The sequence below is a fragment of the Prodigiosinella aquatilis genome (genome assembly GCA_030388725.1).
Taxonomy (GTDB): domain Bacteria; phylum Pseudomonadota; class Gammaproteobacteria; order Enterobacterales; family Enterobacteriaceae; genus Prodigiosinella; species Prodigiosinella aquatilis.
Genome location: CP128857.1, coordinates 1897153 through 1911961, shown reverse-complemented (window position 1 = coordinate 1911961; position 14809 = coordinate 1897153). Strand labels below are relative to the sequence as shown.

Below are 14809 nucleotides of genomic sequence, written 5' to 3'. Positions count from 1 at the left end.
TCTTTCGTTTCGATCGGAAATTAAGATAACACATACCGATTAAATCCAGACAGAACTACGTCAAGCAAGCATTCAATTTTATGTAATGCACTAGATCCAACTAGCGCAAGGCCTCCTTGTGCTGCAAGGAAGATTTAAATAAAGGGAATCGATCATGGCTATAGAGAAAAGTATTGTCAATTACAAGTCCTGGAATGTATATGTTGAAAAGCATATATCCAATCCTGATAATGAAACTGTGATAATGGTTAATGGTGCATTATCAACCACTGCGGCTTTTAAAAATACCGTCAAAAACCTTTCAGGAAAATTTAACATTATTCTTTTCGATTTGCCTTTTCTTGGTGAGTCGCTGGAACATAATGATTTAAGTCATGTCATTACCAAAGATGATGAAGTCAATATCCTGCTTAATTTAATCGAAGTGCTTGAGCCACAGTACATTATCTCCATTTCATGGGGTGGTTTGTCATCATTGCTGGCATTGTCAAAAAAACCAGGGCAAATCAAGAAAGCGGTCATTGCCTCATTTTCGGCCAATCTCAACGACAAAATGCGCAATTATGTTGAACAGGCCAGAGCATGCATTCACTCCAAGCGATTTGAAGATGCGGCGGTATTGTTGAATGAGGAAGTCGGTAAATTTTTACCGCCATTATTAAAGCATATCAATCTCAAACATCTTTCTGCACTGGATGAATTTGCGTTCCAGCAAGTCAGTTTTCATATTGATCAGGTTCTCAGTCTGAAAGAAGAAAATTATATTGATATCTTTAAAAAGATTAACGCAGAGGTGCTATTCCTCAATGGCGAAGATGATGAATACACAACAGCTGAAGATATTCAGAAAATGGGATGCTACATCAGTAATTGCCAATTCAACACCGTACCAGAAGCAGGCCACTTCCTGGATCTGGAAAATAGAAAAGCCGCAAAAAGGGTCGCACAGGCCATTATTTCATTCCTGGCTTGATGATTTTCCCCTTTAGTTATCCCTCTTCCATGGCGCTAACCACCTCTTATTAAGGTGGTTAATTATTTTCAAATCCAAATAATTACCAGGCTAATTTTATGCACTCAATAATTCGAGTTGCAGGAGGGTCAATGCATCTGCAACATGAAGTATGGCGGTACTAAACTCAGCATTTAGCAACGTTCGCGCTTATCGGCACATTTGGCAAACCAGCCCCCCAAAACCTGCACTACTACACCAGGATGATCAACGCGATAACCGTTACAACCATCACTAGCGTTTCATAATGATAGTAAGCAAAACGTATTACCAGATCGCCACCGCAATCGATCCGATAGTGTTGTCGGACAGGATTCAGGGCCAGGACAACAGCAAGACCAACCATATTATAACGGGTTTTGAACGGATGATATTTACCAGCACCGTACTGAACAGCTGTCTACTGTTCGCGCTCCTGCTCTTTGCCAGCATCAGATTGGGCTGAACATCATCACTGAATTCACATACCATTATCTTATCGCCTTTTTCGGCAGCTCAGGCTTTACCGCCTCCTGCCACCGCCCTAAATATAATGGTATGTGAATCGTTTTGTGCGACGACGAGCGGTATACTGGGAACCAACCGTCTACACAGTGCCACACGGATCCGCTGGGTAAATGGTCATAAAATACTTTCCGGTCGGATAAATAACTGGCTGTCATTGTTGGGAAAGTTAAAGTAATTCATAAATAGTAAACATTATTTCCTATGCTCTGGGGTGTGACTACGCGACATAGCACTTTATGCCCGTGAAGATTTGACTTATCGCAACAACCTTACCGATATCAGGTTTGAGCTAATGAGAGACAAAGGAGATATTCAATGTTGAAAATATGGGGACGTGACAACTCCACAAATGTGAAAAAAGTACGCTGGTGTGCCACTGAATTGGGACTGCCATACGAGCATATTCTGGCGGGTGGTAAGTTTGGCCGCAATCATGATGCAGACTATCTGGCCATGAACCCTAATGGATTGGTTCCTTGCTTACAGGATGACGAGTTGGTGCTATGGGAATCCAACACCATTGTGCGTTATCTGGCAGCGCAATATGGACAAGGTTCATTGTACCTTGCTGATGCCAAAGCGCGTGCCAGTGCGGAAAAATGGATGGACTGGACAACGGCCTTCAGCATACCGTTTCAAAATGTGTTTCTGGGCATGGTACGCACCGCGCCGGAAAAACGAGATATGTCAGTCATCGAAGCAGGGATTGAACGCTGTGAAAAATTGTTTACGATCATCGATATGACGCTGGCAAAACAGCCCTGGCTTTCTGGTGAAACATTCGGTGTCGGTGATATCCCATTAGGTTGTTATGCTTATGGCTGGTTTTCGATGGACATTCCGCGCCAGACGCATCCGCATCTGGAACGATGGTACCAGCAGCTCACCCAGCGTAATGCTTTCAAACAAACGGTAATGTTACCCTTGAGCTAAAAACATCACACCCACCCGTTCAAGGTGGGTGTGACTTTGAATAAACCCGAATCCCGACCGGGCTGGCTGTTTTTTGAACATGCGGGACTGTTTCTTCACGCCTATTCAGGTATAATCCGCCGACTTTTTCCGGCACCACTCCGGCACAACACGATGTATGAGATGCTATGACTGTTAACACCTTTGATCCTTCACAGACCACAACACTTGCTGCCCCTCAGAAAACACTGACGACGATGGACAAAGGCGGCAACCCCTCCCAATCCCGAAAAATCGGAGTGATCAGTCTGGGGTGTCCGAAAAATCTGGTGGATTCCGAGCGCATCCTGACCGAGTTGCGGACCGAAGGTTATCAGGTCGTGCCTAGCTATGACGACGCCGATCTGGTCATCGTCAATACGTGCGGTTTTATTGATAGTGCCGTGCAAGAATCACTGGAAGCCATTGGTGAAGCCCTTAATGAAAACGGAAAAGTGATTGTCACCGGGTGTTTGGGCGCCAAAGAAAATCGCATCCGTGAAGTTCACCCCAAAGTGCTGGAAATTACCGGGCCACACAGCTATGAACAGGTACTCTCCCATGTACATCACTATGTGCCCAAACCGGAGCACAACCCCTTTACCAGTCTGGTGCCCGCTGCCGGTGTAAAGCTGACACCACGCCATTATGCCTACCTGAAAATTTCTGAAGGTTGCGACCATCGTTGCACCTTCTGCATCATCCCCTCCATGCGTGGCGATCTGGATAGTCGGGCCGTTGGCGAGGTACTGGATGAAGCAAAACGTCTGGCTGAATCCGGCGTTAAAGAACTCTTGATCATCTCGCAGGATACATCCGCCTACGGCGTCGACATCAAGCACCGCACCGGTTTCTGGAACGGGCAGCCAGTAAAAACCAGCATGGTTAGTCTATGTGAACAGTTGGCAACGCTGAATATCTGGATACGTCTGCATTATGTCTATCCTTATCCACACGTTGACGAAGTCATCCCGCTGATGGCTGCCGGCAAAATCCTGCCTTATCTGGATATTCCACTTCAACACGCCAGCCCGAAAATTCTGAAGCTGATGAAACGTCCCGGCGCGGTGGAACGGACACTGGAACGCATCAAACGTTGGCGTGAAATCTGCCCGGATTTAACGTTACGCTCAACCTTTATCGTCGGCTTCCCCGGTGAAACCGAAGAGGATTTCCAGATGCTGCTGGATTTTCTGCAGGAAGCACAACTGGACCGCGTGGGCTGTTTCAGATTCAGCCCGGTAGAGGGTGCCAGTGCCAACTTGCTGCCTGATCCGGTACCGGAAGACATCAAAGAAGCACGCTACCATCAATTCATGCAACTACAGCAACAGATTTCCGCTCAGCGTTTGCAGGCTAAGATTGGCCGAGAATTGCGGGTTCTGATCGATGAAGTGGATGAAGAAGGCGCGATCGGTCGCAGTATGGCGGATGCACCGGAAATCGACGGCGCGGTTTATCTGAATGGAGAAACACGAGTCAACGTCGGCGATATGGTGACAGTGAAAATCGAACACGCGGACGAGTATGATCTGTGGGGCAGTCTGATCTGAATCTTGGCACGCAAACCCTGAACCGATGTTCAGGGTTTGCTTTTGGCCAGAATTGGCAATAAATTCCCCCTCCCCCAAACACGACTGCCGTAAAAAGCGCCAACAACCCCGGCATCCAGACGCTTCACCTTGCGTCCATCGGATAGGTAAAGTAGCCTTGCCTGATGATTGTTTGTGCGGAGTAAGGCAGAAAGCATGTGGGTACGCCTGATATACGGTTTTTTCATCAGCTTTATCGTGCTGGTGTGCGCCGCATTTCTGCTTGACCGTTGTATAAGTTGGCGCACAGCGCCTTATATTTATGACCGGTTGCAGGACCTACCATCACGCAAAGTCGGCGTAGTTCTTGGCACCGCCAAGTATTACCGTGCCGGAGTCATCAACCAGTATTACCTTTTCCGAATTCAGGGCGCGTTGAACGCTTATAACAGTGGGAAAGTCAAATACCTGCTTCTCAGTGGTGACAATGCACAGCAAAATTATAACGAACCGATGACCATGCGACGGGATCTGATATCCGCCGGCGTCCCTCCGGCAGATATCGTGCTGGATTACGCAGGGTTTCGTACCCTGGATTCCATTATCCGAACCCGCAAAGTTTTTGATACCAACGATTTCACCATCATCACTCAACGTTTCCATTGCGAGCGTGCATTATTTATTGCCCTGCATCTGGACATTCAGGCTCAGTGTTATGCGGTTCCTTCGCCGAAGGATATCTGGCTGGTACGACTCAGGGAATTCGGTGCCCGTATCGGCACGCTGTTTGACCTTTACATACTAAAACGGGAACCCCGATTTCTGGGGCCGGTAATCCCTATTCCGGCAAAATATAAAATAGACACGGGTGAACCGGGCTACCCGGTGGTACTACCAGAGCAGATTATTCCCTCGGTCACCAAAACAGAACAACCACTCAATACCCCCGAGACAACGATTGGCGACCCTCGACCTTAAACCGGCTTTTCCGCCACCCATCGGGTGAGATAACGCCACATCCACTCCATCGGTCCCTGCTGGAAAAACCGTAACCAAGCACGGGCAAACAGAAAATTGAGTAACCATACACCCGGAACCAGCGCCAGCAATTGTAAACGGTCCAACTGCATAAATAGCCCCATACGGTTAAACAGTGTCGTGCAAATCAAGGTCTGCAACAGATAACTACTCAAGGCCATCCGTCCAATATCGGCAACCCAGTAAGTGATTCGCCAACGACTTAATATGGGCCAAAAGCCGTAGCATAACGCCAGATAGCCAATCGCCTGCAATGGCGCGCCAAGTTCGCGGGGAATTTGCAGTAACAATCCACACCAGCGATATTCCCAGTGCAACTGCCATTGTAGCGTGATCCCTACCCCATTAATCACCACTGCCGGGATGATCGACCATACTGCGACCCGCCGATAATGGTTCTGGCTGAACTGGCCTTTCAGCCAGCCACAGCGCATCAACGCCGCGCCAAGCAACATCGCTCCCATCAACAACCAGCCAGACTGTACCCCCAAAGACAGCAGACTATCACTCAACAACGATAACCGATTGCTCCAGGCCGTCGGCCCGCCGTGTGCCTGCCAGTATGCTTCATAAGCCATGTCGGCCACGCTTGGCTGCCAGAAACGCCCGCCGTCCGTGCTGAGTATCTGACTGAGTATCGCCAGAATGCCTATGCCAGCCAGGTAGATCGCCACACCGCTTTTTAGCAACACTTGGGTATTTTCTGCATAGCGCACCATGCCGTAACACACCAGCCCAATCAGCCCGTAATCCAGCAGAATATCGCCATCCCAGAAAAACAGACTGTGGATCAGACCGATCAACATCAACCAGAATAGCCGGGCATGGATCCAGCGCCGACCACGCGGCAACAGCAACTGCAATCCACCACCAAACAGTAGTGCAAACATGGTCAGGAATTTCGCCTGGGCCACACCATCCACAATGGCCCAAGTCCAGGCATCCCGTAATGGCGGTAGTCCTCGATATGCAGGATTAAGGTAGGCCGCTTCAGGCAAACCAAACGCGGTGATGTTAAGTAGCAGAATACCCAGAATGGCAATCCCGCGCGCGAAATCCAGAGTAACAATTCTCGGTGGTGTCGTTGATTGTGGTGTCGTTAATTGTGGTGACATGGCCGTCGGCAAGCGATAAGTTTATCGGTGAATTGTAGTGACAGATAAGGCAAAAACCTACGCTTTTACTCACTATAAAATGAAGTTGGGTACTTCAGACAGGTGTAACGGCAGGCGTTATGACGCAAGGAAACGCACTAAAACCGTGCCCACCACAGCAGGCACAGCGTAAACGGCGATTTGTCGGTTAATTATGATGACGCACCGCGCGTAAAAATTCCTGACGAGTATTCTGGCTGGACTTGAATAATCCCCCCAGCGATGTCGTCGTGGTCGCACTGGTCGCATCACGAATGCCACGGGCTTTCACACAGTAATGTACTGCATCAATGGATACCGCCACATTATTGGTGCCCAACAAAGCCTGTAGCGCAATCAGAATCTGTTGCGTCAGCCGTTCCTGCACCTGTGGGCGCTGCGAGAAGAATTGTACGATACGGTTAATTTTCGACAATCCAATCACGCCATCTTTGGGGATATAGGCGACTGTCGCTTTACCATCGATAGTAACGAAATGGTGCTCACAGGTACTGGTCAGCGTGATATCACGCACCGTGACCATCTCATCCACCTTCATCTTGTTTTCGATAATGGTAATTTTCGGGAAGTTGCTGTAATCCAGACCAGCGAATATTTCATCCACATACATTTTGGCGATGCGATCTGGCGTCTCGGCAAGGCTATCGTCCTCCAGATCAAGACTGAGCAGGTTCATGATTTCCGTCATATGTTCCGCAATGCGACGTTTACGGATATCCCGATCCAACATTTCGCCACGCAATGGGGTTTCCAACCCACGCGCCATCAATGCTTCATGCACCAAGACAGCTTCTTTTGTTAACGGTGATGCCATTATTATTTATTCTCCAGCAGGTGTAACTTATTTTGGCGCAGAGCAGGATAAAACGCCGACTTCACTCTAGTTGAGTGCATAACGATTATCCAGTGATTGTTCCTCATGATTGATGAAATAGCTGCAATCACCCGCTGATCAATAACGAAAATGGAACAAACGCTTTTCAGCGTCCGTCCCATTTTAGGCTGTCGACGTTAAGTGCGCCAATTGTGAGAAAACCGTCAGGATCTCTCACAGTGATCATAACGACTGGATTTGTGGACAGGCAATAACGCCAGACGTTCCGATGCCGGAAGCGCTCTTTTGCTACCCTGATTCTTCGCTATCGTCGGCACATTATCAATACGCCGCCATACAGTATATGGTATGGCGGTTACCTGACATTATTGATAATTAACGCTACGGCAGAATGGGTTTCTGGCTAGCGGATCAGAATGTTTCCCAGTTATTGTCACCCGCTTTACGACCTGCGATAGCCAATGCAGATGTCGATGCAAGTGTCGGGCGTTTTAGCGCAACGGCGGGGGTAATCTTCCCGCCAGGGCGTCGTTCATCGCTGCCCAGTTGGAACACAGCTACTGCTTCAGACAATTGGCGGGCTTGTTCTTCCAAAGACTCCGCAGCTGACGACGCTTCCTGCACCAGCGCCGCATTTTGCTGGGTAACACCATCCATCTCATTGACTGCCTGACCAATCTGGTTGATACCGCGGCTCTGCTCATCAGAGGCGGAGGCAATTTCTCCAATCAGATCATTAACATGGCTGATGGATGTAATGATGGTTTCCATCGCGTCACCCGCCTGTTTCACCTGGTTGGAACCGATATCCACGCGAGAGACTGACTCCGCGATCAAAATTTCAATTTCTTTTGCTGCCTGGGCGCTACGCTGGGCCAGATTACGCACCTCGCCGGCGACAACAGCAAAACCACGGCCCTGCTCCCCGGCACGCGCCGCTTCTACTGCCGCATTCAGTGCCAGAATATTGGTCTGAAATGCAATACCGTTGATAACACTGGTGATATCGGCAATCTTGCGTGAACTGGCCGTAATGCTGTCCATGGTTCCCACCACTTCACCAGTGATTTCTCCCCCTTTTTTTGCAACGACCGAAGCTTCGTGCGCCAGCTTGCTGGCCTGGTGAACGTTTTCCGAATTCAGTTTCACTGTGGAACTGAGTTGCTCCATGCTGGCTGCGGTTTCCTGTAACGCGGCTGCCTGTTGTTCAGTGCGAGCAGAAAGATCGTTATTCCCCAGCCGAATTTCACTAGACCCTTGAAAAATAGAGGAAGAGCTGTCTCGAATAACCGAAACGGTATTACTCAGGCTATTCTGCATTTGCTTGATATAAGGGATCAGTTGACCGACACAGTTGCGACCGAACGCTTCCAGCTCGAATCCTAGTTTACCCTCCGTCAGTAACTCAAGATGCTTTTTCATCATGCCAATCGGCTTAACCAGATAATTCACCAGATAACGGTCACTCAGTATCAGAATAATGATACCCAGCGCCAACGCAGCCATTAATATGATCTTACTGAACACCGTTAGCCTATTCACTTGTTCGATGGCAGTGTCTGACTGAATGATTTTGGTGTATTTTTCCGCCTCGACGCCAAAACTTACACTCAACGAAGGGTAGGATTGGCGAAAAAGCTGATGAAAATCATCTATCCGATGAGATTTTAGTGCGTTGTACATAGGCTCAATGCCGGAATTGAGTAACGCTGACCAAACTGAGATCATCGTGTCAATGGTTTGCTGTTCAATCCCCTCATGCGGAGCTACTTTGAATTGCTCAAGTGCATCTTTGGTATTTTTAATCGCAATACCCGCCGCATCCAGCGTTTTTTGGGCGTTATCCGTATCACCAATCTGTAAAAAATCAACGCTTCTTAGCATGCGTGTCACAGATCGGAAATACTGATCGTTTCCTTTCACCAGCACCGAGTAGTTTTTTCCCTGCGTTTGGCTGAAATCCAGCAACGAGCTCATGTCACTTAGTGTAGAAAAGGTAAACAGTGACACGCCCCCCCAAAGTAATAGAAATAAACCGAGGATAACTAACATCATTGCCCTGATGGTAATGTTTTTTAAAAAATTCATAAGTAACTCCGGATAATTAATCAGCGTTTTCTATTTGTGCTTTTAATAACCAACACGCTAGAATATTTGATATTTTGCTACTCACCCTTTGATGAAAAAAGGCAGACTACTTGTTAAAATATTCACAAAAATTAATAACAATGAGATAAAGCCAATACAAAAACATGATGTATTATTCTCTACATCCGGCATTATTCAGTTGCCGACATGTTGGCGTAGTCCATTCACCAAAATCACTTACTTATGTTAGTTTGCCGGGATTCGTTTCCTTTTTATCTTCCTGTATCTTGAAAACTGTTAAATATACATCGGCATTAAAATTAAATTCTTAATCGTTTTTTCACTAAATATTAAAAAACCCACTATACAATGGTAATTCTCTGTTATTGGTAAGCGTTTTTTATTACCAAATTAATATTAACTTATTGTTTTAAAACAATTTTTAATTTTTTATTTAAATAAACACATTAACTCATTTAATCTAAAACAGAATAAACCGTTAAACAGTAAGAACGATTTATTTTCAAATCAACTATCGTTAAATCAGATATGCGGAATGAAATTTGACCATGATAAACAAACAAGAAATAGTACCCGCGGTTACTAAAATCAGTTTCACCGATATACTCCTGATAATTCCCTCACATTAATTGTAACTATTATCACAAGTAACCATACCCACAGTCTTTACGTTGTAAACACGGGTGACTATGTTTATCCGCTTAAATTATTTATCCAGACAATAATATAATAATTGTAACTTCAAAAATTAATTCTGGCAGGCAATAAACCTTATCAGCAATACCGACAAATTCCCTGCGGTGGTGTCTCCAGATAATGGAACTTCCGTCCATGTAGTATTTAACTGATGGATAACTGGCCTCACCAGCATTCCGTTTTTATTAAAGATGTATTGCCAAGGCGTAACCCACCCACTACACTCATGGAAAGTGAATAACTAAGCAAAAGTTAATGACGTAAAAAGAAGACATGGACCTTATTCAACTGCGTATGTTTTGCCTGGTAGCAGAAACCAGCTCAGTTGTCCGTGCGGCGGAACAACTTCATCGAGTGCCATCAAACCTGACCACTCGATTACGCCAGCTTGAGCAAGAGCTGGGAGAGGATCTGTTTATCCGGGAAAAACAGCGACTGCGTCTTTCACCACTGGGGCATAATTTCCTCTGCTATGCCCAGCGCATTCTGGCACTGAGTGACGAGGCAATCGCGATGACTCACACAGGAAAACCGGCGGGTAATTTCGCGCTTGGTGCCCTGGAAAGTCTGATTGTTACACCATTGCCAACCTTATTGGCGAGCTTTCACCTACAGTATCCACAAGTCAACCTGTCACTGGAATCCGGTACTGGAGATGAATTGCTTGATAGCGTGCGTACCGGATTACTGGCCACCGCGCTGGTTAACGGTCCGGTAAATGATGACGCGCTGAATGGCTGTGCTGTTTTTGTCGAACAATTGGTACTGGTTACTTCCCTGGGGAATCCCACCATCACGCACGCCAGCCAGGTACGGAACCGTACTTTGTTTTCCTTTAGCCGCGGATGTGGATACCGACGTCGACTGGAAGCCTGGTTCCGCAGCCAGGGCATTGCGCATGGTAATGTTGTAGAAGTTTCATCCTATTCATCCATGCTGGCCTGCGTGGCTGGCGGTGCAGGTCTGGCCATCGTGCCGCGTTCCGTACTGGGCACATTACCGGTGGGGAATCAGGTATTACCGCATGAGCTACCAGTCGAAATGGCTGAAGCCACCACTTGGCTGGTATGGCGTCGGGAAGCTTTCGGCCCTAATGTAGAAGCATTGAAGAAACTGATCATTGAACAGTTCCCCCACTGAGGGGTAAAGGTTTCCCGATCAGACATTGCATCAAAATCAGCCGTTGATACGTTTTAAACCTTATGTTCCATAAAAAAATAAAGGAGCTCACCATGCAAATGATAAAAACCCGGGCCGCTATCGCCTGGGGTCCCAACCAACCGCTTTCTGTTGAAGAAGTGGATTTGATGCCGCCACAAAAAGGCGAAGTGCTGGTACGCATCGTTGCCAGCGGTGTCTGTCACACGGATGCCTACACACTTTCCGGCAAAGATCCAGAGGGCGTGTTCCCAGTAATCCTCGGACATGAAGGCGGTGGTGTTGTTGAGGCTATCGGTGAAGGCGTAATCAGTGTAGCCGTTGGCGACCACGTTATTCCGCTGTATACACCGGAATGTGGTGAATGCGAATTTTGTCGTTCCGGCAAAACCAATCTGTGTCAGGCTATTCGTGCCACGCAAGGCAAAGGTTTGATGCCGGACGGGACGACGCGTTTCTTCAAAGACGGCAACCCTATTTTCCACTATATGGGGACCTCTACCTTCGCAGAACATACGGTGGTGGCTGAAATTTCACTGGCCAAAATCAGCAAGGAAGCCCCGCTGGAGGAAGTTTGTCTGCTGGGGTGTGGTGTAACCACAGGGATGGGGGCCGTCGTAAACACGGCGAAAGTCCAGCCAGGTGACAGCGTGGCGATTTTCGGTCTCGGTGGTATTGGCCTGTCAGCGATTATCGGTGCCAGAATGGCCGGCGCCGGGCGCATTATCGGGATTGACGTCAACACCAGTAAATTCGATCTGGCCCGCAAGCTGGGTGCTACCGACCTGATTAATCCCAAAGATCATGATAAGCCAATTCAGGATGTCATTATCGACCTGACGGAAGGCGGCGTTGATTTCTCTTTTGAGTGTATCGGTAACGTTAATGTGATGCGCTCCGCACTGGAATGCTGCCACAAGGGCTGGGGTGAGTCAGTGATTATCGGCGTGGCGGGTGCTGGTGAAGAAATTTCTACCCGTCCATTCCAGTTGGTGACCGGACGTGTATGGCGCGGATCTGCTTTTGGCGGTGTTAAAGGCCGCAGCCAGCTACCCGGCATTGTGCAGCGTTATCTGGACGGTGAATTCCAGCTCAACGATTTTATTACCCATACCATGAAGCTGGAAGACATCAATCAAGCATTTGAATTAATGCATGAAGGAAAATCCATCCGCTCTGTCATCCATTTCGACTAAATCGGAGGAACACCGCAACAATGAATGTGTCACTGGAACTTCTGGAAGAACATCGTATTTTTGGCGGCTGGCAACAGCGTTACCGTCATGCTTCATCCGCACTGAATTGCGACATGACGTTCAGCATCTACTTACCGCCGACGTCCGATGATATACCACCTCCGGTGCTGTATTGGCTGTCCGGGCTGACCTGTACGGATGAAAACTTTACTATCAAGGCCGGAGCCCAACGGGTTGCCTCGGAACTGGGTCTGGTGTTGGTGGTACCGGATAGCAGCCCGCGTGGTGAGAACGTAACAGATGATGACAGCTACGATCTTGGACAAGGTGCGAGCTTCTATGTCAATGCTATTCAGCCCCCTTGGAACACGCATTACCGGATGTATGATTATATCTGTCAGGAACTGCCAGCGCTGATTCAACAACACTTTAACGTCAGTGATCATCAGTCAATCAGCGGACATTCTATGGGGGGACACGGTGCCCTGATGTTGGCATTGCGCAACCCTGGCCGCTATCGCTCGGCGTCGGCCTTTGCCCCCATTGTCAATCCCTGTCGGACGCCATGGGGTAGAAAAGCGTTTACGGCATATCTGGGCAGTGATGAACAGTTGTGGCAACAGTATGACAGTTGTGCCCTGTTGGCAAACAGCACTGAGACCTTGCCAATACTGGTGGATCAAGGTGATTGCGACCAGTTCCTGGCTGATCAACTCCAACCTGCCCGGCTGGATGATGTAGCCCGCCAGCAGGGGTATCCACTGACGTTGCGGACACAATCCGGTTATGATCATAGCTATTATTTCATTGCCAGTTTTATTGAAGATCATCTGCGATTTCACGCTAAATACTTGCAATAAATAGTCGTGAGGTGTTGTTTACCCCTGATATTAGTAACAGAATAGCATCATGGAATGTTCAGCGGGCTTGAGCTTTCAAGTTTGCTGGTTTCCCATGTTTATTTATAGTGCGGGATATCAGGGGGAAACGTATTACGTTAACCCTTTAACCAGGGTAAATGGTGGCTGATGCCCATAGATTGACCAAAAAAAAGACAACCAGTAACATGCTCGCTATATAGTCTGTTTATTGGCTGCTTAATAACAACAGGGAGTTATCGGCTTTGCAACGCAAACGTGTTTCATCAACAGAACTGTTCTCCGTGGGATATGATCCGGAAACCAGCACACTGGAGATAGAGTTTCTCAACGGAAGCTTGTATCAGTATAAAGGCGTGGCGCGCATGATTTATGAAGAACTCATGTCGACAAGTGCCAAAAATCGCTACTATACCCGGTATGTGAAAAATTCATTTCCTTATGAAAAAATCCAATAACGTAACAGAGCGGACACCTGCTCCGCTCGGTTTGTTTCTGGCTTTATCATTGTGTATTTACCGCTGACACCACCTGGTGGAACGCCGTCAGTGATGTAGTTTCACCCATAGCCCCGGTGCAGAAAATACGTAATGTGGTTTTACCTGCCCCGCCACCGGAGAGGACAGCGTAACTGCACGGTACTGGCATGCAGATAACGCGAGATCAGATTATTTTTTCAAAAAACGCAGAATACGGATTCTACATTTCGTCACCAGCCTGAATAAAGTCGATATTCTGAACGAATCCAGTATTGACCACAAAATATACACCTTGACCGTCTTGTTATAATGAGGCGATCCATGAACATCTCTTAGTGAAAGAATATTATGGTGTCGGGATATTTTTTTGATGAACCCGGCTTCAACATTCGGGATAACTTCATCCATCAGACTCTGCACATAGTACAATTTAACGTTATTGTTAACTTCTGATGCATCAATGGTAAAAGTGGAATCCAGATAACTAAACACCTGCGCCGCATCAATCACTTTAGGTATTGTATTGATAATATTATGCTCAATAACCAGCCGTGTAACATACGGTAATTTGTTATAGACATCTGCATCATGGTACAGCGTGTCGAAAGGTGTTCCCACCATGGTCAACCCGCTAATTCGGCTGTCGATAATACTGTTCTTATACGCAATAAAACCGCTAAAACTTAACCCGATGATATGGCAATGGTATGTTCCCTGCTCGCTGCCGAGATAATCCAATATATCACTGTACATACTGAATGATTTATCACCATACGGTAATTTATTTTCTCCAACACCAGGCATTTCTGCCAAGACAATGGTGAAATCAAACTTGTCAAACAAGTTAATAATATTGACCCATTGTTCTTTTAAAGAAATGATTCCACCACTGATAATAATCACATTATTAGACTTTTTCTTCCTTATATAACAAATCTGTTTATCATCAGAAAGGCTAACACGCGTCACTATCCCCTTATCGATATAAAGATGCTTGAATAAGCGCAAACAATGTTCATAGCATGCTTGTTGCAATTCTGTTTCCGCATAGGGAAATCGACTAAGATTATAAAGTGCACAGGCCTTGACATATTCCCCTTTTTTTTCACATGCCTGCGCCGCTTCAAAAAACGTCCGACTCCAGCTGCTGTGGAGATCATCACCCAAATGATCAATCCGGCTTAAAAGATGTCGGGTTTCATCATAAACACCAAGTACCTTACTGTGTAATAAAACAAAATTCTTTAACTCATCCAATACCATA

General features: G+C 47.0%; 13 protein-coding genes and 1 pseudogene. 8 read left to right on the top strand and 6 right to left on the bottom strand.

From position 1 onward, the window contains the following. Positions 1–154 precede the first annotated feature (154 nt). Complete coding sequence (locus PCO85_08925) at positions 155–973, top strand: alpha/beta hydrolase (protein ID WJV55493.1); 819 nt, start codon at positions 155–157, stop codon at positions 971–973. Between the two features lie 173 nt (positions 974–1146). Here the strand turns inward: PCO85_08925 and PCO85_08920 are convergent. Then, positions 1147–1483: pseudogene (locus PCO85_08920) on the bottom strand (hypothetical protein). A gap of 351 nt (positions 1484–1834) precedes the next feature. On the opposite strand from PCO85_08920, the gene PCO85_08915 reads away from it, so the two are divergent. Both PCO85_08915 and rimO read left to right on the top strand, forming a co-directional pair. Beyond that, positions 1835–2452 (top strand): glutathione S-transferase, encoded by a 618-nt coding sequence (locus tag PCO85_08915; protein WJV55492.1) that lies wholly within the window; start codon positions 1835–1837, stop codon positions 2450–2452. A 167-nt stretch (positions 2453–2619) separates the two neighbouring features. Next, entirely contained in the window at positions 2620–4023 is a 1404-nt protein-coding gene (gene rimO / locus PCO85_08910; protein WJV55491.1) for a 30S ribosomal protein S12 methylthiotransferase RimO, read from the top strand. Between the two features lie 29 nt (positions 4024–4052). On the opposite strand, the gene PCO85_08905 is transcribed toward rimO, so the two are convergent. Further along, entirely contained in the window at positions 4053–4220 is a 168-nt protein-coding gene (locus PCO85_08905; protein ID WJV55490.1) for a hypothetical protein, read from the bottom strand. Here PCO85_08905 and sanA point away from each other — a divergent pair. Further along, positions 4219–4980 (top strand): outer membrane permeability protein SanA, encoded by a 762-nt coding sequence (sanA, locus tag PCO85_08900; protein ID WJV55489.1) that lies wholly within the window; start codon positions 4219–4221, stop codon positions 4978–4980. The two genes, PCO85_08905 and sanA, sit on opposite strands and share 2 nt — an antisense overlap. On the opposite strand, the gene yeiB is transcribed toward sanA, so the two are convergent. The 3 genes from yeiB to PCO85_08885 form a co-directional block, all read right to left on the bottom strand. Beyond that, positions 4977–6155, bottom strand: a complete 1179-nt coding sequence (yeiB, locus tag PCO85_08895; GenBank protein WJV55488.1) for a DUF418 domain-containing protein YeiB — start codon at positions 6153–6155, stop codon at positions 4977–4979. The two genes, sanA and yeiB, sit on opposite strands and share 4 nt — an antisense overlap. Before the next feature lie 187 nt (positions 6156–6342). Next, positions 6343–7008: a GTP cyclohydrolase I FolE gene (gene folE, locus PCO85_08890; GenBank protein ID WJV55487.1), complete on the bottom strand. Its 666-nt coding sequence runs from the start codon at positions 7006–7008 to the stop codon at positions 6343–6345. 432 nt (positions 7009–7440) lie between these two features. After that, positions 7441–9117, bottom strand: a complete 1677-nt coding sequence (locus PCO85_08885) for a methyl-accepting chemotaxis protein (GenBank protein ID WJV55486.1) — start codon at positions 9115–9117, stop codon at positions 7441–7443. Between the two features lie 990 nt (positions 9118–10107). Here PCO85_08885 and PCO85_08880 point away from each other — a divergent pair. The 4 genes from PCO85_08880 to PCO85_08865 all read left to right on the top strand — a co-directional run bounded on the left by PCO85_08880 (position 10108) and on the right by PCO85_08865 (position 13524). Then, the gene (locus PCO85_08880) at positions 10108–10974 is read left to right on the top strand and encodes a LysR substrate-binding domain-containing protein (GenBank protein ID WJV55485.1); all 867 of its coding nucleotides are present in this window, start codon (positions 10108–10110) and stop codon (positions 10972–10974) included. Between the two features lie 92 nt (positions 10975–11066). Continuing rightward, positions 11067–12188: an S-(hydroxymethyl)glutathione dehydrogenase/class III alcohol dehydrogenase gene (locus tag PCO85_08875; protein ID WJV55484.1), complete on the top strand. Its 1122-nt coding sequence runs from the start codon at positions 11067–11069 to the stop codon at positions 12186–12188. Between the two features lie 20 nt (positions 12189–12208). After that, the gene (gene fghA / locus PCO85_08870) at positions 12209–13048 is read left to right on the top strand and encodes an S-formylglutathione hydrolase (GenBank protein ID WJV55483.1); all 840 of its coding nucleotides are present in this window, start codon (positions 12209–12211) and stop codon (positions 13046–13048) included. A gap of 263 nt (positions 13049–13311) precedes the next feature. Then, positions 13312–13524 (top strand): KTSC domain-containing protein, encoded by a 213-nt coding sequence (locus tag PCO85_08865; protein WJV55482.1) that lies wholly within the window; start codon positions 13312–13314, stop codon positions 13522–13524. 210 nt (positions 13525–13734) lie between these two features. Here PCO85_08865 and PCO85_08860 read toward each other — a convergent pair whose 3' ends face one another. Next, positions 13735–14808, bottom strand: coding sequence for a hypothetical protein (locus PCO85_08860; protein WJV55481.1), 1074 nt, complete (start codon positions 14806–14808; stop codon positions 13735–13737). Position 14809 lies beyond the last annotated feature (1 nt).